Genomic DNA, 20,444 nt, shown 5'->3' on the forward strand with positions numbered 1-20,444 from the left:
TTGAGACTGTTCAGTCTCACACCAGGGATGCAGAGGGAAGTGGGTCGATGACGACCAGGCGACGGACCGGCCGCATGCTGCGGCTGGGGACCTTATCCATCAGCGCGCTCGCGGCCGCGGCGCTGACCGTAGGCTCGGCGCCCGCCGACCCGGCCGATGCTCCGGCGCCCGGCATCCAGCCCGCGCAGATCCTGCCGCTCCCGCCGGAACTCGATCCGGGCTTCTACAATCCGCCCGCCGACGTGGTGGCGGCCGCCGCGCCCGGCCAGATCCTCGCCGTCCGGCAGGTGAACATCGCCAACCTCGGGCTGATCCCGTTGAACGTGGACGCCTGGCAGGTTTCCTACCGCTCCAACAACAGTCGCGACGAGGCCATCGGAGCGGTCGCCACCCTGCTCAAGCCGCGCGGGGTCTCCCCCACGCCGCGCAAGCTGCTCTCGGTGCAGATCGCCGAGGACTCCACCGCCGGCTATTGCAGTCCTTCCTATGCGCTGCAACAGTTCTCGGCCGCGCCGTTCCTCGGGCAGATCGTCGCGCCCGCCGAATTCCTCTTCGCGCAGGCCGCCTTGCAGAAGGGTGACGCGGTGGTGATCCCGGATCACGAGGGGCCGAATTCGGCGTACGCGGCGGGACCGCTGGGCGGCCGCATCACCCTCGACGGCATTCGCGCCGCCACCTCCTTCGCGCCCCTGGGCGTCGGCGCGGGCGCGCCGGTCGGGCTGTACGGCTACTCGGGCGGTTCCATGCCCACCATGCACGCGGCCGAACTGCGCAAAACCTATGCGCCGGAACTGAATATCGTGGGCGCGGCCTCCGGCGGCACCGGCGCGAACCTGGGCGCGACGCTGCTCATGGCCAACAACCAGGCCACCGCGGGCCTCGTGCTCGGCGCGGTGCTGGGCCTGTCTCGCGAATACCCGGACTTCAACGCCCTGCTGGATCAGAAGCTCAATCCGCTCGGGCAGCTGCTGCGCACCGTGAAAGCGCCGTTCTGCGTGCAGTACCAGTCGGCGCTGCTGCCGTTCCTCAATATCACCGGGATGATCAACTCGCCCGATCCGCTGCGGGAGCCGGCCGTGCAGGCCATGCTCGAGGACACTCGCCTGGGCAAGAGCCAGCCGGATATGCCGCTGTTCGTCTGGCATTCCCGGTGGGACGAGATCCTGCCGCTCGCCTCGACCGACCAGCTGGTCGACACCTACTGCCAGGACCCGTCCGCCCAGGTGACCTACACCCGGGACTGGGCCAGCGAGCACATCGTCGCCGAGGTCACCGGCGGTCCCGCCGCCCTGATGTGGCTGTTCGATCGGCTCAATGGCGTTGCGGCGCAACCGGGTTGCTCCACCACCGACTCGCCGTCCATGCTCGGCACGCCCGGTGAGTTGCAGACCCTGGGCGACACCCTCGGCGAGACCCTGGCCTCCTTCTTCGGAAAGCCCATCGGGGCCTGAGGAATCCAATCCTCCCGGTGTGGCCTGCGCCACAGTTCAGGTCACGCCGGGACATCGGCTCATTCGCGAAAGTAACGCTCGCGTCACCCGTGACGACGTCTCCGGTGGTAGATGGCCCGACTGCACAGGGGGCCTGACGGTTCACTGTCGGGGTGAAATGGGGAGACGGGCATGAATATTCGCGACTTCATGAAGCGACATCGCATCGCTTCGGCGGTTGCGGCACCCGCCGCGCTCGGATTGGCGGCGGTCGTCGCGGTGACGTTCGCGTACACCTCGTCGACGGATTCGAAACAGGCCGCGCCGGCCTTGAAGGCGTCGGTCACCGAATGCCATGACATGGTCACCATCTCGGTCGCCGGGCGCAATGACTCACCGCAGTCCGGCACCACGAAAATGCTGGTGGACGCCAATGGCAACGAATTGCCGGCGTCGCTGTCGGACGATTACAAGAGCGAATGGCTGGACCCCGTGGTGAACGCGCCCGGCGGTTCGGTCGACTCCAATTCCTACTGGGCCGTGTACGTCTCCTATCCGGCCAACCTGAACAGCTACGAGGACGCCGTGAACACCGGTGTCGCCAACACCGAGCAGGTCATGCGCGATATCTCCGCGGCCTGCCCGAACACCAAGTTCGCGATCGTCGGCTACAGCGAGGGCGCGGACGTCACGCGCCGGGTCGCCCAGGAGATCGGGCACCAGCAGGCCGGGGCCGACGGCAAGTACGGGATCGTCGATCCGGGCAATGTGGCCGGTGTCGTGATCCTCGCCGACTCGGGACGTTCGGCGGGCGACGGGCCGTTCATCGGGGCCAAGGATCCCAATCATCCCGACAACTTCGGTCAGAACTATCAGACCGGCAAGGATGTCGCGGGTGGTCAGGGCGCGCTGCAGGATCACGCCGGCGACTTCGGCGCGCTCAACGGCCGCATCGCCTCCTTCTGCTCCGACGGCGATCTCACCTGCGCCGCACCGAAGAACATCTCGCTGCTGCAATTGGCCATCAATGTCGGCCGGCAGATCAATGCCGACCAGATGCAGAACGAGGGCCTGAACCAGACCACCGGCATCGATGTGGCCATGGTGCTCGGCAAGATCGCGGGCAACGCCTTCGCCGATATCGCGCACAACCCGGGCTGGTGGACCAGCAAGGAGACCTTCCTCGATGTGCTGCTGAAGGTGTCGGCGCCGGATTACAAACCGAATCAGGACAATCCGACACCGGTGGCGCAGGACTCCATCCAGGCCGAGAACATGTCGCCGCTGGCGTACCTGCCGCAGAAGGTGTTCAACGAGGTCGTCGGGTTGATCACCAGTAATCAGAACACCATTCCGGTGATCCTGAGCGACCCGTACAACCTGACCCTCGGACCCGATCACACCGGGCATCACTTCGACTACTGGCACGACCAGAACCCGAACAACGGCAAGCCGGTGAGCTCGGCCGAGTACGCGGCCGCGTGGCTGACCGAACTGGCCAAGGAGGCGCAGGCCGGACAGCTCAACCCGAAGACGCTGACCTCCGCGCCGACCAGCACCACGGCCCCCAACGTGCTCGCGGCGGCACGGGCCAGCGCGTCCGGAACCTCCACTCCCACAAGCGGTTCCACCACGCCCGCCACGACCGTACCCGGCACGACGACACCTCCCGTCACCACACCGGCGACACCGACGACCACCCCGGAAGCGGTCCCCCCGGCCACGACGACCGCGCCTGTCACCACTACCGCTCCCCCGGTGACGACCACACCGCCGGCGACGACCACGCCTCCGGTGACCGCCACGACGGCGCCGCCGACAACCACCACGCCCGCACGCTGAATGCTGCTGACAAGTTGTCGCCTTGGCATGGACGTATGCCAAGGCGACAACTGGTTTGGCGACGGTCGGGGTAACTCCCCGGGCACGCCCAGAGTTGTTTCGGTGCTCGGCAGGTAGCACGGGTGCGAAACCGTCTACGGCTCGTAGCCGCCCGCTGAAGGCGCGGAGAGGCGGGTCAGATGGTGAACCAGACCAAGCTGCCCAGACCGCCGATGAGGCAGTAGATGGCGAACGGGGTCAGCGTCTTGGTCTCGAAGTAGGCGGTGAGGAATTTGACCGAGATGTAGGACAGGATGCCCGCGACCACACTGCCCGCCAGGGCGGGGCCGAGGATGTCGTGGTTCTCGGGCTTGAACAGCTCGGGGGTCTTGAGCACGCCCGCCGCGAGGATGACCGGCGTGGCCAGCAGGAACGCGAAGCGGGCGGCGTCCTCGTGCCGCATACCCTTGAACAGGCCCGCCACAATGGTGCTGCCCGAGCGGCTGATGCCGGGGAACAGCGCCGCGATCTGGGCGGCCCCGATGACGGTGGCGTCGCGAATGCTCAAGCGGGACAGGCGCACATCGGAGGCTCGATCGGGATCGGTCATGGGCAGCACGATGGTGTCCTCCATGGAGAGGTCGCCGGTGCGGCCGGTCGGGCTGCTGAGCTGGAACTCGGGCTCGTGGTCGCGTTTGCGCAAGATCTCCGCCGACAACAGCACGAAACCGTTGATCGCCAGGAAGATCGAGGTCGGGATGGGCGTGCCGAGGTAATTGCGGACCGCCTTCTCCAGCAGCAGGCCCGCCAGGCCGACCGGGATCGTCGCGATCACCAGCAGCACACCCAGGCGCGCTTCGGGAGTGCGGATCCGGCGGGTTCTGACCACGTCCCACAGGCCGCGCAGGATGCGCACCCAGTCGCGCCAGAAGAAGATCACCAGCGCCAGCGCGGTGGCGACATGCATGGCCACCAGCAGCGCCAGGTACGGGGAATCCTTGGCCGACATGCTCAGATCGTCGCCCCACTTGCCGCCCACCCAGGCCGGCAGCAGGATGCTGTGACCCAGGCTGGAGACCGGGAAGAGCTCACTCACCCCTTGCAATGCGCCGACGACGATCGATTCCAGGTAACTGATGGCCATTCGAATTCCTGTCGGACGGGTGCAATCTGCTCGCCTCGGGAGGCTAGCGCAAATGGCCCCTCCGCTCCGCTCCAGGGCAGGGTTCGCGGCCCTGAGGTCTCGATTCTTCCCTCCCTCCGCTCCTCCGCTTCGCTCCCCCGCTCCGCTCAGTCCAGAATCGAGACGGCCGCGAACCCCTGGGCGATCCGACCGGTTCGTCCTGGTGCGGTGAATTCCAGCTGGACGCAATCGAATCGCGCGACGCGGAAGCGGGGTGCGTGGAATACTTCCGCGTTATGCAGTACAGGGGTTTCGACAATCCCGAGGCCGGCGAGGATCCCGAGTCCGCACAGGCTCGCATCTTCCTGGATGAATTGGAAAAGCATGTAGTCAAACTGACGCGGCGATTGCAGACCGCACCCACCGCCGAAGCGCGTCAATCGATCAGTGCCGAACTGTCCGCGGTGCGCCGGTATGTGGATCGTATTCATCGCCGATTCCCGGGAATTGCCGTGGCGAATCCCTTTCGCGGCCATCAGCCCGGGGCGCCCGCGCTCTAGGCCGGGTTCATTCGGCCAGTTGGGCGCGCCAGCGTTCGGCGGAGCGGACCATGTCCAGACCCACGCGCTCGAGGTATTGGCTCATGCCGAGCAGTCGCAGTCCGGCGGGCGTGGCCGCGCCCAGCGTGTCGGCCCCGTCGCGGGCCTTGGCGGCCAGCCGTTCGTTGGCCCGCGCACCCGCGAGAGTCGTTCGGTACCAGGCGGATTCGTCGATCCGGTAGCGGTCGCGGCGACTGCCCTGATCCCGATCCCGCCGAATCAGCGCCTGCTCCTCGAGATAGCCGACCGCCGCCGACACCGTCGCGGGGCTGACCCGCAGGTGCGCCACCAGGTCCGCGGCGGTCAGGCTGCCCGAATCCGCGGCGTAGAGCCGGGCCAGCACGGCCGAGGCCATCTTGGGCATCCCGGTCTGCGCGAACAATTCCGCGAACCCGGCGCTGAAATCGGCCAGCAGTGCCGGTGGACGCCCGTATTCATCGCTGCCGGAAGGCTTTTCGACCGGTTTGGGCCGCGGTGCGCGCCGCCGCGAGCGCACCGCGGTGGCGGCCTGCGCGGCATCGGCGCGATAGCGGCCCGGGCCACCGTTGCGGGTGACCTCACGGCTCACCGTGGAGGTGGGGCGATGCAGCTGCCGGGCGATATCGGCGTAGCCGAGCCCGCGGGCCAGACCCGCGGCGATGAGACGGCGATCCTCCTGGCTGAGTCTTCCTCCGGGCATCGGAGCGGCTCCTTCATCAGAGTGCCGCCGAAGCGGCACGGCTCCAACCTATTGCAACACACGACCTGCGCGGTTGCATTAGGCTTCGGCCCCGCGATCGGCCGAATTCGCCTGTCCGACAGGCGTTATCCCGTTTTCGACGGCATTCGCTCATAACCCAGGTTGTGAACGCAACGTAGCGTTCGCCCTCGTTCGAATTTCCCGCGGCCCGGACAGCGGTGAGCGCCTGCGGCACAGCGGCGAGCGCCCCCGGCACGGCGGCGGCGGGCCGCCCTATAGTGACGACGGTGAACAGTCCTGACGCGCGCGAGCTCATTCTGCTCGCCGGTGAGCGCACCATCGCCGAGCGCGGGCCGGATGTGGCCCTGCGCGATATCGCGGTGGCGGCGGGACAGCGCAACAACTCCGCGGTGCACTACCACTTCGGCTCGCGCGACGGCCTCATCGCGGCCATCATCGAGCGGCATCAGCCGGCGCTGGAGGCGCGGCGCATGGAACTGCTCGCCGATCACGAGGATTCCGACGCGCCGGACACCGTGGCCACCCTCGTCGACATCCTGGTGCGGCCCATGTTCGACGTGCCCACCGCCGAGGGCTCGACCCATTACGCGCGCTTCCTGGAACAGGCCCGGGCGCATCCGGCGCTGAGCGGACCCGACCTGCGCGAGAAGCGCTGGCACGCCACGCGGGTGATCGTGACGCGGCTGTACAAGGCGCTGCCCGATCTCAGCCCGGCGCTGCGCACCTATCGGCTGCGGGCCATGAGCACGGTCATCTTCGCCCTGCTCGCCGACTACGAGCGGCAGGAATTGCACACCGCCGACGAGCGAAAGGATGTGCAGGACACCATTCTCGCCATGATCGTCGGACTGCTGACCGAACCCGTCGGGCCTCAGGGCGCGGCGGTGCGGGCATTGGGATCGAAGCCGCCCGGGATCTCGTAGATCACGCCGGTGAACGTGATGCCGAACAGCCGCCCGGCCGAGAAGCCTTGGCCGCCACGGCCGTACTGCACCTCGCTGGTCATCGGCGTGCCGAAGCCGAGCACGCAGTACTGGCCGGGCGCGTCGATGCGGACGACCTGACCCGACGGATTGAACGGCACCACCGGACGTTCCAGCGAATCCAGGGTGAGCCCGTCGGGGGCGGCGAAGAAGTCACCACCGGACAGGTCCAGCAGCGACTGCGGGGCCCACGGCGCATTGGTCGGAATCCGGCTGACCCCCGGATTGACGAAGGTGCGCGACACGTACAGATACGAGTCGTCCTGGTCGAGCACCGCGCCGTTGGCGCTGGGGAAGCTGGCCCAGTCCGGCTGGACCGCCCCGTTCGGGTACACCCGGCCGACCAGGGAGCCGAAATCGTTGGTGGCGTAGACGGTTCCGTCGTGGGTGACATCCATCCCGTCCGCGGCGGAGAGACCGGCGGCGTAGGGCGCGACCGCTCCGGTATCCGGGTCGACGGTGACGATCCCGGCCGAGCGGATGCTGTCGCCGACCAGGGCCCGCGCGTCCGCGCCGTACCCGACCAGCAGCCGGCCGTCGGGCAGCCAGGCCAGCGCACCCGCGCCACCGCTGGGGACCCTGGCGATCGCGACCGCGGGTGCGCCGGGGGCGTCGATGCGGAAGACCTGGCCGCTCACCAGATCGGTGACGAAGGCGCGGCCGGCCGGGTCGACGGTCAATCCCTCCAGGGCGGTGCCCGGCAGCGAGGCGACCACGAAGGTCGGCTGGCCCGCGCCCGCGCAGACCGGGGCGGCCGAGCCGGGGGCGGCGGTGACTACGGACAGCGCGGCGAAGGTGAGCGTCGCGAAGGCGACCGCCGCAGATTTCCTGATTCCCATGGCGTACCTCGACCTTTTACATTTTCGGACACCGAGACCGGATGATCTTCGTATCGTATGACGTTTTCGGGACTTGACGGATTCAATAGGCGTGATGCGGGGAAATTCGTTCCCATTCGGCCGCCGGATTCGCCTGGGCGCGGCCTGCCTGACCGCGGTCCTCAGCTGGACAGCCGTCCACCTTCCAGCTGCGCGGGCTGATCCCATTGTGACACAACAACTTCCAATCACCGTTCCCAGTATTCAGCACTGGGAACCGGATGCCGGCAGCTCCGGATTCGTGCTCGCCTCGGATTCCCACATCGTCACGACCGGCGAATTCGGAGAAACGGCGCAACTGCTGGCACAGGATCTGATGCGCGCCGGAAAACCGATTTCCGTCACCGAAGGCGGCGATCTACCCGGCGATATCGTGCTGCGGCACGGTGACACCGGAACCCCGCGAGCCGAGTCCTATCGCATCGATATCTCCGACCGCCTCACCATCACCGCCGCCGATGCCGCCGGCATGGTGCACGGCACCCAGACCGCGTGGCAATGGCTGCGGCAACGCACCGACCTCCCCGGCGGCGCGGCGATGGATTGGCCGAACTACCCCGAGCGCGGACTCATGCTCGACACCGGACGGGAGTTCTTTCCCGTCGACTGGGTGAAGGCGCGCATCCGGGAGGCCGCGTACCTGCGGATGAACCTGCTGCAACTGCACCTCTCGGACTCACAGGGCTTCCGCTTGGAGAGCGGCAGCCACCCCGAGATCACCTCGCCGGAGCACTACAGCGCCGCCGATCTGCGCGAGATCCTCGACTACGCGCACGCTTACGCGATCGAGATCGTGCCCGAGATCGACATGCCCAGCCATATGAACGCCGTCCTGGCGCGGCATCAGGATCTGGTGCTGCGGCCGGTGCGCACCACGCCACAGGACGCGGTACTGGACGCCACCATCGCGGGCGGGATCGGCGGCAAGATCGATCTCACCAATCCCCTTGCCTACCAACTGATCAGCGATATTCTCCACGAATTCGTGCCCATGTTCCCGGGCCGCTACTGGCACCTGGGCTGCGACGAATACGTCTCCGACTTCACCCGCTATCCGCAGTTGGGCGACTACGCGACAAGAACTTTCGGCCCGGACGCGGGACCGGGTGACGTGCTGGTCGGGTTCGCCGACTGGGCCGCCGATATCGTCGAATCCCTCGGCAAGACCCCACGGGTCTGGAACGACGGCTTCGACCATGCCCGGCTGCTGACGCCGAAACCCGAACTGGTGGTGCAGTACTGGTCGGCGAGCGGTGGCGGGCTGCCCTGGCTGCCCGGCGGCCGGACGCCCGAGGAGTTCGCGCGGGCCGGGCATCCGATTCTCAACGCCGCGTTCACACCCACCTACTTCACCACCGGTGGCGTGGGGGCCGCGCTCAACGCGCCGCCCGAATTGCTGTGGGCGTGGGATCCGCAACTCTTCGTGGACGGGCAGCGGCTGCCCGAGCCCGAGAGATCCCTGCTGCGTGGCTCCATGCTGTTCCTCTGGTGTGACGATCCAGCCGCCCTGACTCCCGACCAGATCGTCCCGCCCTTGCTGGCGCGGCTGCCGATCATGGCCCAGCAGTTGTGGTCGGGCACCGGCGGTCTCGCGTATCCGGAATTCGTGGCCCGCACCGCCGCGGTCGCCTGGCCCTGATCGGACCGGACCCGATCAGAAACGGCGGGCTCCGGTCACCGGCATATTGTTCAGCGGTGAGATCTTCACGCCCGAACTGGAATCGGAGGCGTGGATGATCTGGCCGTCACCCAGATACATCGCGGAATGCCCGCCGCCGTAATAGGAGACCAGGTCGCCCGGCTGCAAATCGTCCAACGGCACCGGGGTGCCCGCGGCCAATTGCGAATAGCTGGTGCGCGGCAGTTCGACTCCGGCCTGGCGATAGGACCACTGCACGAATCCGGAGCAGTCGAAGGAGTCCGGGCCATTGCCGCCGGCGCGATAATAGGCGCCGAGTTTGCTGCGTGCCGCGTCGATCGCGCGCTGCCCGGTCGACCGCTTCGGCATGGCCGCGGGCACCGGCACGGATGCGCCGGCCGCCTCGGACATACCGGTTGCGGCGGCGTCGGTGACGCCCGGGATGCCGACCAGCGGCGGCAGGCCGCCGGGGACGGTGAAGCTGCCCAGTCCGGCCACCACCACCGTGCGCACATCCGGCGCGGGGGCCGGGGTGGCGGGGCGCAGCGGCTCGGGTGAGAGCGATTGGACCGGAACGGGATCCGGGAGCGGGTCGGCCGGGGTGATGGCCATCCGCCCGGGGATACCGACCAGGCGCGAGGGGTCGGTCGCGCCGGGGGAATCGCCGGCGTCCCCGGCCGTCGATTCCGGTGCCGGGACCTGCGGCGCCGCGGCGATGATGCCGAACTGGGCGGCGATCTCGTTGGGAATGTCGATCGACCCGATACCGGGGACCGTCACCGGCGCCGCGTGCGCCTCACCCGCCGTGAACAGCAGGGCCGCGCCTACGGCCGCCGCGCCGAGAACCCCTGTCACCAGGGTCCGCGGGCTCAGCCGCGGAAGAAATCGAAGCTTCTGTCTATCACCGATCGTTTCCATGAGCGGTCGTCCTCCGATCAAGCCTCGTGAAAGGCATTCGGTTTCCGTCCAACACTCGCGAATGTTCGGTACTGCCAGTCGATCCGAGATTGCATATTTCGCCGGAAGTGCACAGGCTGCAATGAATGACATGCGTGTTATTCATAACAAAAAGGTAACCATTGACCGTTGTGTCCAATTGGACACAGAGGTTTTCCGGTTGGACACAGAGGTTTTCGCGGTAATTCCGGGCCGCCCAGCGAGCCGTCGCGGGCGCGGACGGGCACCGTGTGAAACTGAAACGACGGAAAAACAGCCCTCCCCATCATCAAGGAGGATGATCGATGACCGAATCCGGTGCACTACCGAATCTTCCCGAACCGCTCGTGGTCACCCTGGGGAATCTCAAAGGCGGCGTGGGAAAGACGACCTCCGCCTTCTTCCTCGCCTCGTATTTCGCGACCGTGCACGAACTTCGAGTGCTCGTGATCGACGCCGACCCGCTCAGCCAGACCGGTTACTCCTGGTACCGGCGCCTGCAGAAGGCCGAGGTCGAGATCCCCTTCGAACTGCTCGCCTTCCCGTCGCGGCATGTGAACGACTGCATCACCGACAATTCCAGGAATTACGACGTGATCATCGTCGACGCGGGCGGTGAATCCGCCGAGATCTTCAAGGCGGCCGTTCCGGTCAGTGACGAATTGATTCTGGTCACCAGCGTCAGCCCCTCGGAAGTCAAACGTGTGCCCAGTACCTATCGGGCCGCGGAAGAGGCGGCGGCGGAAAGCGAACGCGCCATTCGTGTCCGGGTACTCATGACCAAGGTGCCGGTCACCATGAAGAACGGCGTCAATGTCTCCACCGAATACCGCACCCAGCGCGGAAATCTGGAGGACGCCGGATACGAGGTGTTCGATTCCTATGTGAGCGCCTGGAAATGGTATCGCGAAGCCGCCGACGGCGAGGTCGGCGACGGGGCCGAGAACCCCATCGAGGACCTCGGCGAATATCGCGCCGTCGGTGACGAATTGATGCGCGGATACCTGGAGGCCACGGCGGCCGACCGCATTCCGGTGGAGGTGTCCGCCTGATGCCGCCGCAACGCCGCAAGACCTCCATCGGCGGCGGGGGCCTGGGCCGCAACCCGCTCTCCGACGAGTCCGAGCACACTCCCCCGGTCTCGCCGCTGCGGGACGCCAAATGGCCGCGCACCCCGCAACTGTCGAAGGCGGCGACCGCGGTCCTGTTGTCTCCGATGGAAGCGGATGCGCCCCAGCCGAAGACAGCGCCGGCGACGACACCGCCGCCGAAGGCAGCGCAGCCGGAGACACCGCCGCCGAAGGCAGCGCAGCCGGAGACACCGCAGCCGGAGACACCGCAATCGACGACACCGCCGCCGAAGACACCCCAGCCGAAGGCCGCCCCGGAGCAGGCGCGGTCGGCGGTCGCGCTGGTGCCCGCCGAATCCGTTCCCCCGGTAGCGGATCCGGCGCCCTCGGTGCTGGATCTGCCGTTGCCCACCGCGGGCGGCGAAGGCCCGCTCAGCCGCTCGGAGACCGAACAGCTCGAGGTCTGCGAATCCTCCATCGACGCCTTGCGGGTGGCGTTCTGGACCGCCGGGCGCGCACTGCAGATCGTGCGCGACGGCCGGCTCTACCGAGCCGACCACGCCACCTTCGACGACTACGTGGAGAAGCGCTGGGACATGCAGCGGTCCTACGCGCACAAGCTGATTCGGGCCTGGCCGCTGGCCGCGCGGCTGCATCCGGTCGCGCCGTCCATCAACGAGGGCCAGATTCGGGAGCTGCTACCGATCGCGGCGGCGCACGGTGAGGAGGCGGCCGTGACCGTCTACACCACGCTGGCCGCCGACGTGAAGGTCACCGCGGGCAAACTCCGCGAGGCCGTCGCGGTGCTGCCCGGCGCCCACGACGAGGGCGAGGTGGTGCGGCGGTTGCACGCGTGGCTGCGCGGCGATCTCGCGGAGGAGCCGCAGCGCTCCCCCGATGTGTTCAGTTCCGTGGAGACGCGGCTGGCGGCGCTCACTCAGAAGGTGGTGAAGGGCTCCACCGACCATCCGGTCGCGGCCCGCGAATTCGCCGCCAAGCTGCGCACGCTCGCCGAACTCATCGAGCGGCAGATTCCGAACAACTGACCGGGGGCCGGGCGATCGGGCCTGGCCACAACGACGAAGGGGTCCCGATGTCTCGGGACCCCTTCGTCGTGTCCTGTGCTGCGGCCGTGCCCTATTCGCCGACGGCTCGGCGTTCCCGTCCGCCGGTGGCCCGCTGCCGCGTGGCACGCGCGGCGGCCGCGTCGAACAGTTCCAGATGCTCGAAGAGCGGATCCTCGTCGTCGGGTTCGACCAGGACCGCGCGGCGCAGCTGCGTGCGGGTCGCCTCGCGGTCCGGGCGTGCCCGGTCGCGGGCCGACGGCTGTTCGTCGACGATCTCGGGACGCCTGCGGGGTGCGCGCGCGGCGCGCCGGCGGCGAATATCGGCCTCGATGCGGACCTGTCTGCGTAGGTACGCCAGATAACCCACCAGCCCCGCCCCGGACAGGGCGGCCGGCCACCACAGCAGCGCGGTGATCGCCAATCCGGCGGCCGCGAAGAGCAGGGTGGACAGCACCAGGCCCAGGACCGCGCGCTGACGGAAGGTGTAGCGGGCCGCCCGGGCGGCGGCGTCGGCCTCCGGATCGAAACCGCCACGGCCGCGGCGGGTCGGCACGAAATCCGGGTCGTCCGAATCGAATTCGGGCTCCGGCTCCGGCTCGGGCTCGGGCAGCGGCTCCGGCGCACGCAGGGCGGGCGGACGGGCGCGCCGGGGCGGTTCGGGCGACACGGTCTCGGCTTTGGGCGACACGGTCTCATCGAGCGCCGCGGCGATCTCGGCGTCCGGCTCCGCTGCCGGCGACTCCGGTTCCGCCGGGGCGGCGGAGTCTACGGAGGCTACAGAGGCGACGGAGGCTGCTTCGGGTTCGGCGTCTTCAGTCGAAGGTTCTGAGTTCTCGAATTCCGTTGTCTCCGAAGTGGTTTCGGTCTCCGCGACCGGCGCGGCGACCATATCCTCCGGATCCGCGACGGCTACCGCCGGCGGGGTCCCCTCGGCGCCGACTTCCTTCTCGTCCGATGCAGTCGCGCCGTCGTCCGATCTGGTCATCCGATCCTCCGGATCCTCGCTCGGGTGCTGAAGCTTTCTGCGAACCGGTACGTAGTCCGGGTCGGTGTCATGTCCGGTCGCCGGACCCTTCTTCGTGCTTCGCTTGGCCCCACCGCGATGCAACACCCGCGTGGACAGGGCGGCGTCGGTGTGCTGGCGGATGCGCGGATGACGGTTGGCGAGCATGGGGAACAGGACGAAGACCCAGAGCACCACCAAACCGATCCACAAGATCGAATTCGGCATTGCCGTCACACCTCCGTCCCGCCCAGATAGCTGTCCCTTCGACGTGCTCCGCCGCACCTACCGACTGGTAGGCGGACGCACCACCGACGTCCGTAGGTTAATTCCACCGAACCGGAATTCCCCACAGGCGCGCCGACCACACCCGCAACACTAGTCACACCAGTCGGCATCGGATATCTCACGTCGCCAGTGCACAGCGAGTTATCAGGCTCGGGTGGCGCGGCCGGCGCGAATCAGCCTGTCCACCACGGTTCCCGAGATCTCCTCGACCGTCATGCCGACCAGCAGATGATCGCGCCAGGCGCCGTCGACATCCAGGTAGCGCTGCAGCAAACCTTCCTCACGGAAGCCGACATTGCGCAGAACCGCCTGGCTGGCAAGGTTTTCCGGGCGCACGGTGGCCTCCACCCGATGCAGGCCCACCTCGCCGAAGCAGTGGTCCAGGCCCAGCGCCAGCGCGGCGGTCGCCACCCCCTGGCCCGCGAGCTCGCTCGACACCCAGTAGCCGATCCACGCGGAACGCAGTGCGCCGCGCACGATATTGCCCACCGTGAGCTGTCCGCTGAACGCGCCGTCCACCTCGATCACCAGCGGGATCATCGAGCCGCGGCGCGCCTCGGCCTTCAACGCCGACCACAGCGCGGGCCAATTGCTGGAATGGTTGCGGGCCTCCCACGGCCCGCGCCCGGTGGGCTCCCACTTCTCGAGGTAGTCCCGGTCCCGCACGCGAATCCGGCTCCACGCCGAGGCATCTCGCAATCGAATGGGCCGTAGCGTCACCGTCCCCGCGGCGACACGCACCGGTCCCAGATGCGCCGGCCAGCCCGGATGCTGGGCAGTCCGGAACATGTTCATGCTCTGTCCATTCGCCACGTTCGGGGGCCCTCCATGGTTACGCGGGCTGCCTCCTCCGGGCCCTGACCGATCATGGCTGTGCCTACCCTCGTTGGGCCAGGAACGCGACCCGCACCTCGTCCCCCGTACGCACCTCGGTGACGTCCGGCTCGATGACGATCAGGCTGTTGGCCTCGGCCATGGTCGCCAGCAGATGCGAGGACGCGCCGTTCGGCCCGCCCAGCGGCTGCACCAGGTAGTCGCCGGTCTGCTCGTCGCGCATGAGCTGCGCGCGCAGATAGCCGCGCCGGCCCGGAATCGAGGCGATGGGCAGGATCGTGCGCGCCCGCACCACCCGGCGCATGGGATGGCGGCGGCCCAGCGCGATCCGGATCAGCGGGCGCACCATGACCTCGAAAACCACCAGCGCGCCAACCGGATTCGACGGCAGCAGGAAGGTCGGCACCTCGTCGCGGCCCAGCAGGCCGAAACCCTGCACCGAACCCGGATGCATGGCCACCCGGGTGATCTCCAGCTCGCCCAGGCCCTCCAGGGCCTCGCGCACCTGCTCCGAGGCCCAGCCGCCGACCGCGCCCGCGATCACCACCACCTCGGAGCGAACCAGCTGGCCCTCCACCACATCCCGCAGCCGCTTCGGGTCGGCGCTGACGATGCCGACCCGGTTCACGTCCGCGCCGGCGTCGCGCGCGGCGGCCGCCAGCGCGTAGGAGTTCACGTCGTAGACCTGGCCCGGACCGGGCGTGCGATCGATGTCGACGAGTTCGCCGCCCACCGACAGCACCGACAGCCGCGGCCGCGGATGCACCAGCACCTTGTCCTTGCCGACCGCCGCCAGCAGACCCACCTGGGCGGGACCGATGATGGTGCCCGCCCGCACCGCCAGATCACCCGGCTGCACGTCGTCGCCGATGCGGCGCACGTAGTCGCCGGAGCGCACCGACTCGTAGACCTTCACCCGGGCCCGGCCGCCGTCGGTGTTCTCCAGCGGCAGTACGGCATCCGCGAGCGTGGGCAGCGGCGCGCCGGTGTCCACCCGCACGGTCTGGCGCGGCTGCAACCGGATGGGCTGGCGTGAGCCCGCGGCCACCTCGCCGACCACCGGCAGGCTCAGATCCACCGAATTGCCGTCCTCGTCGCGGATATTCGCGCCCGCGCCCGCGACATCCACGCTGCGCACGGCGTATCCGTCGATGGCGGCCTGATCGAAACCGGGTAGCGGGCGTTCGGTGACCACGTCCTCGGCACACAGCAGTCCCTGGGCTTCGCTGATCGCGACCCGAACCGGGCGCGGGGCCACAGCCGCGGCGGTCACCTTGATCTGCTGATCCTCAACCGAGCGCATGCCGCCCTTCCGTTGTCTCGCCCGCCGTGCGGTCCCTCATGTACGCGTCGGTCTATTCGTACTACGAGGTCAGCTGAGGATTCCAGCCCGATCCGAGCCGCTGTTCGAGCCACTCGCGCAGGGCCGGACCGTATTCCTCGCGTTCCAGCGCGAAATCGACCGCAGCACGAAGATAGCCGCCCGGGTTGCCCAGATCGTGGCGCGACCCACGATGCACCACCACGTGAACCGGATGGCCCTCCGCGATCAGCAGCGCGATGGCGTCGGTCAGCTGGAGTTCGCCGCCCGCGCCCGGGGTGATGCGGCGCAGCGCGTCGAAGATGGCGCGATCCAACAGGTATCGCCCGGCCGCGGTGAAGGTGGAGGGCGCGTCCTCGACGGCCGGCTTCTCCACCATGCCGTTGACCTTGAGGACATCCTTGGGACCGCCCGGCAGCTCCTCGACGTCGAACACGCCGTAGGCGCTGACTTCGGCCTTGGGCACGTCGATGGCGCACAGCACCGAGCCGCCGTGGGTTTCGCGCACGGCCGCCATCAGCTCCAGCACGCCCGAGGGCAGCACCAGATCATCGGGCAGCAGCACCGCGATGGCGGTCTCGTCCGCGTCGAGCGCCGATTCCGCCTGCGCCACCGCATGACCCAGGCCCAGCGGCTCCTCCTGCACGACCGAGGTCACGTCCAGCAGGCCCGGGGCCTTGCGCACCTTCTCCAGCAGCTGGAATTTGCCGCGCTCGGCGAGGGTGCTCTCCAGCACCAGGTCCTCGACGAAATGCGCTACGACGCCGTCTTTTCCGGGCGAGGTCACGATCACCAGCCGATCGGCGCCGGATTCCGCGGCCTCGGCGGCGACCAATTCGATGCCCGGGGTGTCGACCACCGGGAGCAGCTCCTTGGGCACCGTCTTGGTCGCGGGCAGGAACCTGGTGCCGAGCCCCGCCGCGGGGACCACCGCGGTGCGGAAGCACGCCTCGGTTCCGCCGTTGGGCGACACGGTCCCGCCGCCGTTAGCTGTCATGATTCACCCTATCCATCCGTCTATGCCGACACGGTTCGTGGCCGCCTCGATATCCCCGAGAGCCTAAGGGTCCAGGCGGCGAAGAGCGCACCGAACGCCGGTCCGCGTCCCATCCAGCAGACCGACCTGTTGTTTTCATGTCGTGTTAGCCACGCCGTGACCTCCGCAGTACCCGATGATTGTTAGCTGACACCTATGACCGACCGTGAGGATCCCCACAGCTCAGCATCCACCCCGGACCACGCGGCCACCCCCGCGCCGAGCGACGCCGCCGCCGGGCGCGGTCTCAGCCGGCGCCGGCTGTTCGGGACCTCCGCGCTCGCGGGTCTCGCCGGGCTCGCGGCGGGCGCGGGCGGGGCGGTGGCACTGCGCGGCGGCGAGTCGACCGGAGCCGTCGCCTGGCCACGCTCGGCCGAGCTGGTCACCACCCCGGATCGCGCTGCCGCGCCGCGGGTTTCGGGGCTGCACCTGCAATTCGGGGCGGACGCCGCGCGCGAGGTCGTGGTCAGCTGGCACACCACCGGATCGGTCACCGCGCCCACCGTGCGCTACGGCACCGCCGACGCCGGATTCGGCACCAGCGTCCCGGCGCGGACCCGCACCTACCGGGATGCCAAGTCCGGCATCGAGATCCAGGCCCACCACGCGCGCCTCACCGGCCTGTCACCCGACACCGACTACGTGTACGCGGCCGGGCACGACGGCGCGCCGCCGGAACTGGGCACCATCCGCACCGCGCCCGCCGGGCGGGCCAAGTTCCGGTTCACCAGCTTCGGCGACCAGGGCACCCCCACGGTCGGCAAGATCGTCGACGGCAAGGCGGTCAACGACAACCTGGGCTCGCAGTACGCCGGGGACGTGACCTCCGCGGTGGAATCCCTGGCGCCGCTGTTCAACCTCGTCAACGGCGACCTCTGCTACGCCAATATCGCCACCGACCGCATCCGCACCTGGAACGACTGGTGGGCCAACAACTCTCGCTCCGCGCGCTACCGGCCGTGGATGCCCGCGCCGGGCAACCACGAGAACGAACTCGGCAACGGCGACATCGGATATCAGGCGTTCCAAACGTATTTCACGGTCCCGGACGCCGGGGCCGAGGATCACGCCAAGGGCCTGTGGTACTCGTTCACCGTCGGCGGGGTGCGCGTCATCGCCGTCGCCAACGACGACATCTGCCTGCAGGACGGCGGCAACAGCTACGTGCACGGCTACTCCGGCGGCGCGCAGAAGCGTTGGCTGGAGGGCGAATTGGCCACGGCGCGCGCCGACCGGGGCATCGACTGGGTGGTGGTGTTCATGCACCAGGTGGCCATCTCCTCGGCCGACAAGTTCAACGGCGCGGATCTGGGCATCCGGCAGGAATGGCTGCCGTTGTTCGACAAGTACCAGGTCGATCTGGTGCTGTGCGGGCACGAACACCATTACGAGCGTTCCCATCCCGTGCGCGGGGTGACCGGGTCGGAGACGCTCACGCCCCGGCCGGCCGACACCCGCAAGGACGTGGTGGACACCACCAAGGGCACCGTGCACCTGGTGATCGGGGGCGGCGGGACCTCCGCGCCCTCGAATCAGCTGTTCTTCCCCGGCGACAAGTGCCGGGTCATCACCAAGGTCGGTGACGTGGACCCGGCCACCGGCAAGAAGGCGCCGGTGTACGTGCTCGAGGACGCGCCCTGGTCGGCGTTCAAGGACGCCGAACACGCCTACGGCTTCTGCGCTTTCGACGTCGATCCCGGGCAGCCGGGCGGCGACACCACCATCAAGGGCACCTATTACGCGGTCACCGGTGTGACCGGCGAGCTGACGGCGGTCGACACCTTCACCCTCACCCGGCCGCGCTCGGATCGCTGACGCGTCGGCCCGCGGCGGGCGCTCGCCTATCGTGTTGGCGTGGCCGACCGACAGGAGTGGGACAAGCGGAGCTGGCGGGAGGAGATCCTGGCGCGGCGCAAGGCGCTGCCCGCCGAGACCCGGGAGCGAGAGGCGGCGGCGCTGACCGCCGCCGCCGGCGCGCTGGCCGCGGAATGGGTGTGCGCGTACGTGCCCGTCGGCGGCGAGCCCGGTTCGCTCGCCATGCTGGACGCGCTGCGGGCCGCCGGATCCCGGGTCCTATTGCCGCTGACCGGTGAGCCCGGGCCGCTGGAGTGGGGCGAGTACACCGGGCCGGAAGGCTTGCGGCGCGGGCGGTTCGGGCTGCGGGAGCCGGCCGGCGCACCGCTCGCGAATGGGATCGCGCGGGCGGCGACCATTCTGGTTCCGGCATTGGCGGTGGATCGGCGGGGAGTCCGATTGGGGCGCGGGGCCGGTTATTACGATCGCAGTGTGGACGCCTGCCGCGGCGATGCCCGATTGATCGCGGTGGTGCGCGACGATGAACTCGTGGAGCGTTTGCCGGAGGAGTCCCACGACCGCCGAATGGGATGGGCGCTGACCCCGTTCGGCGGGCTGCGACGCCTCGAGGATCACCTCGGGAATTGACACCCGATTGGCAGCGTTGGCACTGCCAGCTGTAGAGTGCTAATTCGACGAAGAGCGTGGAGGTTACCCGATGCCTACTTACTCGTATGCATGCACCGAGTGCGACAACAAGTTCGACATCGTGCAGTCCTTCTCCGATGACGCACTGACCGTTTGCGACCGCTGCAACGGCAAGCTGCGCAAGCTGTTCAACTCGGTCGGCATCGTCTTCAAGGGCAGCGGGTTCTACCGCACCGACTCGCGCAACGGGTCGACCTCCACCGAGCCGGCCAAGCCCGCCACCGACGGGGGCAGCAGCGCCGCGGCGAGCACGCCGGCCGTTTCGACTGCCGCGAGCGCTTCCAGCACCTCGGCTGCCTGACGCCCGCGCCTTCGGCGCGAAGAGAGAATGAATCCGGGGGCCATGCCCCCGGGCCCCCACACACCCCGGTCCCGGCCCCAATGCCCCGGACCCCCATGCCGCCTGCGCCCCGTTCAGCCCGCCGCAGATTTCGTCGTCTCTACAGTGCGGTGGTTTATCCACAGGCGGTTTGTTGTCCCCAGGCTGGTTGTTCGGCGGGCGTGTCGGGGTGGGTGGGGTTTTACCGTTCGACTCATGACGCGAGCGGGGCGAGAGGTTCTGCAGGAGATACGTAGTCGATTCAGCTGCGTGGATACGGTGCTGCTTCGGCGGGTGGGGGCGGTGGCGCTGCTGGTGGTGGCGGGGTTTTTGGCTGTGCGCGGCGATCCGGGGGCGGGGCGAACGCCGGTGTTGGTGGCCGCGCGGGATCTCGGGCCCGGGCAGGTGTTGGGGGACGGTGATCTGCGGGTTGCGGGGCGGGAGACGGGGACATTGCCCAGCGGGGCGTTGCGGGAGGCCGACAAGGTGCGGGGGGCGACGTTGGCGGGGGCGCTGGCGGCCGGGGAGATCGTGACCGACGTGCGGGTGGTGGGGCCGCGGCTGGCGGGTGTGGCGACCGGTGCGGCGGACGCGCGGATCGTGCCGATTCGGTTGGCGGACAATGCCGTTGCGGAGATCCTGCGGGCCGGGGACCGGGTGGACGTGGTGGCGGGTGAGGACTCGGGCGGGGGCGGGCGGCCGGCGCGGCTACTGGCCTCGGGTGCGGCGATGGTGCTGGTGTCGAGCGCCGAGAGCGGACGCGGGCGCACGGATCGGGTGGTGCTGGTGGCCTTGGATTCCCGGCGGGCGGCAGCGGTGGCGGCGGCATCGCTGCGGACCGCGCTCACCGTCATCTTTCACTGAAAGACCCTCAGTTCGGTGCACGGAACCGGCG

Annotated in this window: 19 protein-coding genes; 10 read left to right on the forward strand and 9 right to left on the reverse strand. The window is 68.8% G+C overall.

Features of this window, described 5'->3' with window-relative positions:
- Positions 1-47 precede the first annotated feature (47 nt).
- Positions 48-1,451 (forward strand): lipase family protein, encoded by a 1,404-nt coding sequence (locus D7D52_RS02855; RefSeq protein WP_120734925.1) that lies wholly within the window; start codon positions 48-50, stop codon positions 1,449-1,451.
- Between the two features lie 171 nt (positions 1,452-1,622).
- A complete protein-coding gene (locus D7D52_RS02860) occupies positions 1,623-3,272 on the forward strand; it encodes a cutinase family protein (RefSeq protein ID WP_120734926.1) in 1,650 nt (549 codons plus the stop codon).
- Between the two features lie 175 nt (positions 3,273-3,447).
- Here the strand turns inward: D7D52_RS02860 and D7D52_RS02865 are convergent, their stop codons facing one another.
- The 3 genes from D7D52_RS02865 to D7D52_RS40275 all read right to left on the reverse strand — a co-directional run bounded on the left by D7D52_RS02865 (position 3,448) and on the right by D7D52_RS40275 (position 5,652).
- Complete coding sequence (locus tag D7D52_RS02865) at positions 3,448-4,401, reverse strand: undecaprenyl-diphosphate phosphatase (RefSeq protein ID WP_222932859.1); 954 nt, start codon at positions 4,399-4,401, stop codon at positions 3,448-3,450.
- A gap of 140 nt (positions 4,402-4,541) precedes the next feature.
- Positions 4,542-4,910, reverse strand: a complete 369-nt coding sequence (locus D7D52_RS37525) for a hypothetical protein (protein ID WP_162958141.1) — start codon at positions 4,908-4,910, stop codon at positions 4,542-4,544.
- Positions 4,911-4,941: 31 nt separating this feature from the next.
- The gene (locus tag D7D52_RS40275) at positions 4,942-5,652 is read right to left on the reverse strand and encodes a GbsR/MarR family transcriptional regulator (RefSeq protein ID WP_120734929.1); all 711 of its coding nucleotides are present in this window, start codon (positions 5,650-5,652) and stop codon (positions 4,942-4,944) included.
- A gap of 287 nt (positions 5,653-5,939) precedes the next feature.
- Here D7D52_RS40275 and D7D52_RS02880 point away from each other — a divergent pair, with 287 nt between their 5' ends.
- On the forward strand, positions 5,940-6,596 hold the full coding sequence (locus tag D7D52_RS02880) for a TetR family transcriptional regulator (protein WP_162958142.1): 657 nt from the start codon (positions 5,940-5,942) through the stop codon (positions 6,594-6,596).
- Here the strand turns inward: D7D52_RS02880 and D7D52_RS02885 are convergent.
- The gene (locus D7D52_RS02885) at positions 6,545-7,495 is read right to left on the reverse strand and encodes an SMP-30/gluconolactonase/LRE family protein (protein WP_120734931.1); all 951 of its coding nucleotides are present in this window, start codon (positions 7,493-7,495) and stop codon (positions 6,545-6,547) included. The two genes, D7D52_RS02880 and D7D52_RS02885, sit on opposite strands and share 52 nt — an antisense overlap.
- A gap of 208 nt (positions 7,496-7,703) precedes the next feature.
- On the opposite strand from D7D52_RS02885, the gene D7D52_RS02890 reads away from it, so the two are divergent.
- A complete protein-coding gene (locus D7D52_RS02890; RefSeq protein ID WP_162958143.1) occupies positions 7,704-9,173 on the forward strand; it encodes a family 20 glycosylhydrolase in 1,470 nt (489 codons plus the stop codon).
- Positions 9,174-9,188: 15 nt separating this feature from the next.
- Here the strand turns inward: D7D52_RS02890 and D7D52_RS02895 are convergent, their stop codons facing one another.
- Positions 9,189-10,028 (reverse strand): C40 family peptidase, encoded by an 840-nt coding sequence (locus D7D52_RS02895; RefSeq protein WP_246023612.1) that lies wholly within the window; start codon positions 10,026-10,028, stop codon positions 9,189-9,191.
- 386 nt (positions 10,029-10,414) lie between these two features.
- Here D7D52_RS02895 and D7D52_RS02900 point away from each other — a divergent pair, with 386 nt between their 5' ends.
- Both D7D52_RS02900 and D7D52_RS02905 read left to right on the forward strand, forming a co-directional pair.
- Complete coding sequence (locus D7D52_RS02900) at positions 10,415-11,161, forward strand: ParA family protein (protein ID WP_120734933.1); 747 nt, start codon at positions 10,415-10,417, stop codon at positions 11,159-11,161.
- Positions 11,161-12,225 carry a hypothetical protein gene (locus D7D52_RS02905; protein ID WP_120734934.1) on the forward strand — a complete coding sequence of 355 codons (1,065 nt, stop codon included), beginning with the start codon at positions 11,161-11,163 and terminating at the stop codon, positions 12,223-12,225. The genes D7D52_RS02900 and D7D52_RS02905 overlap by 1 nt, the downstream gene beginning before the upstream one ends.
- A 91-nt stretch (positions 12,226-12,316) precedes the next feature.
- Here the strand turns inward: D7D52_RS02905 and sepX are convergent, their stop codons facing one another.
- The 4 genes from sepX to D7D52_RS02925 form a co-directional block, all read right to left on the reverse strand.
- Positions 12,317-13,477 (reverse strand): divisome protein SepX/GlpR, encoded by a 1,161-nt coding sequence (gene sepX, locus D7D52_RS02910; protein ID WP_120743746.1) that lies wholly within the window; start codon positions 13,475-13,477, stop codon positions 12,317-12,319.
- A gap of 204 nt (positions 13,478-13,681) precedes the next feature.
- Positions 13,682-14,332, reverse strand: a complete 651-nt coding sequence (locus tag D7D52_RS02915; RefSeq protein WP_187703186.1) for a GNAT family N-acetyltransferase — start codon at positions 14,330-14,332, stop codon at positions 13,682-13,684.
- 82 nt (positions 14,333-14,414) lie between these two features.
- Entirely contained in the window at positions 14,415-15,674 is a 1,260-nt protein-coding gene (gene glp, locus D7D52_RS02920; RefSeq protein WP_120734935.1) for a molybdotransferase-like divisome protein Glp, read from the reverse strand.
- A 61-nt stretch (positions 15,675-15,735) separates the two neighbouring features.
- Entirely contained in the window at positions 15,736-16,689 is a 954-nt protein-coding gene (locus tag D7D52_RS02925; protein ID WP_120734936.1) for a UTP--glucose-1-phosphate uridylyltransferase, read from the reverse strand.
- Positions 16,690-16,884: 195 nt separating this feature from the next.
- Between D7D52_RS02925 and D7D52_RS02930 the strand changes: the two genes are divergently transcribed.
- From D7D52_RS02930 to D7D52_RS02945, 4 genes are all read left to right on the forward strand, one after another.
- Entirely contained in the window at positions 16,885-18,543 is a 1,659-nt protein-coding gene (locus tag D7D52_RS02930; RefSeq protein WP_120734937.1) for a purple acid phosphatase family protein, read from the forward strand.
- Between the two features lie 39 nt (positions 18,544-18,582).
- Positions 18,583-19,170: a 5-formyltetrahydrofolate cyclo-ligase gene (locus D7D52_RS02935; protein WP_120734938.1), complete on the forward strand. Its 588-nt coding sequence runs from the start codon at positions 18,583-18,585 to the stop codon at positions 19,168-19,170.
- A gap of 70 nt (positions 19,171-19,240) precedes the next feature.
- Complete coding sequence (locus tag D7D52_RS02940; protein WP_120734939.1) at positions 19,241-19,531, forward strand: FmdB family zinc ribbon protein; 291 nt, start codon at positions 19,241-19,243, stop codon at positions 19,529-19,531.
- A gap of 288 nt (positions 19,532-19,819) precedes the next feature.
- Entirely contained in the window at positions 19,820-20,413 is a 594-nt protein-coding gene (locus tag D7D52_RS02945) for an SAF domain-containing protein (RefSeq protein WP_246023613.1), read from the forward strand.
- The last annotated feature ends 31 nt before the right edge of the window (positions 20,414-20,444 follow it).

Origin of the sequence: Nocardia yunnanensis, from assembly GCF_003626895.1 — a bacterium.
GTDB lineage: Bacteria > Actinomycetota > Actinomycetes > Mycobacteriales > Mycobacteriaceae > Nocardia > Nocardia yunnanensis.

Coding starts and splice junctions, on each gene's coding strand:
- D7D52_RS02855 (WP_120734925.1), top strand. CDS start 48: ATGACGACCAGGCGACGGACCGGCCGCATGCTGCGGCTGGGGACCTTA.
- D7D52_RS02860 (WP_120734926.1), top strand. CDS start 1,623: ATGAATATTCGCGACTTCATGAAGCGACATCGCATCGCTTCGGCGGTT.
- D7D52_RS37525 (WP_162958141.1), bottom strand. CDS start 4,910: ATGGCCGCGAAAGGGATTCGCCACGGCAATTCCCGGGAATCGGCGATG.
- D7D52_RS40275 (WP_120734929.1), bottom strand. CDS start 5,652: ATGCCCGGAGGAAGACTCAGCCAGGAGGATCGCCGTCTCATCGCCGCG.
- D7D52_RS02885 (WP_120734931.1), bottom strand. CDS start 7,495: ATGGGAATCAGGAAATCTGCGGCGGTCGCCTTCGCGACGCTCACCTTC.
- D7D52_RS02900 (WP_120734933.1), top strand. CDS start 10,415: ATGACCGAATCCGGTGCACTACCGAATCTTCCCGAACCGCTCGTGGTC.
- D7D52_RS02905 (WP_120734934.1), top strand. CDS start 11,161: ATGCCGCCGCAACGCCGCAAGACCTCCATCGGCGGCGGGGGCCTGGGC.
- sepX (WP_120743746.1), bottom strand. CDS start 13,477: ATGCCGAATTCGATCTTGTGGATCGGTTTGGTGGTGCTCTGGGTCTTC.
- D7D52_RS02915 (WP_187703186.1), bottom strand. CDS start 14,332: ATGAACATGTTCCGGACTGCCCAGCATCCGGGCTGGCCGGCGCATCTG.
- glp (WP_120734935.1), bottom strand. CDS start 15,674: ATGCGCTCGGTTGAGGATCAGCAGATCAAGGTGACCGCCGCGGCTGTG.
- D7D52_RS02925 (WP_120734936.1), bottom strand. CDS start 16,689: ATGACAGCTAACGGCGGCGGGACCGTGTCGCCCAACGGCGGAACCGAG.
- D7D52_RS02930 (WP_120734937.1), top strand. CDS start 16,885: ATGACCGACCGTGAGGATCCCCACAGCTCAGCATCCACCCCGGACCAC.
- D7D52_RS02940 (WP_120734939.1), top strand. CDS start 19,241: ATGCCTACTTACTCGTATGCATGCACCGAGTGCGACAACAAGTTCGAC.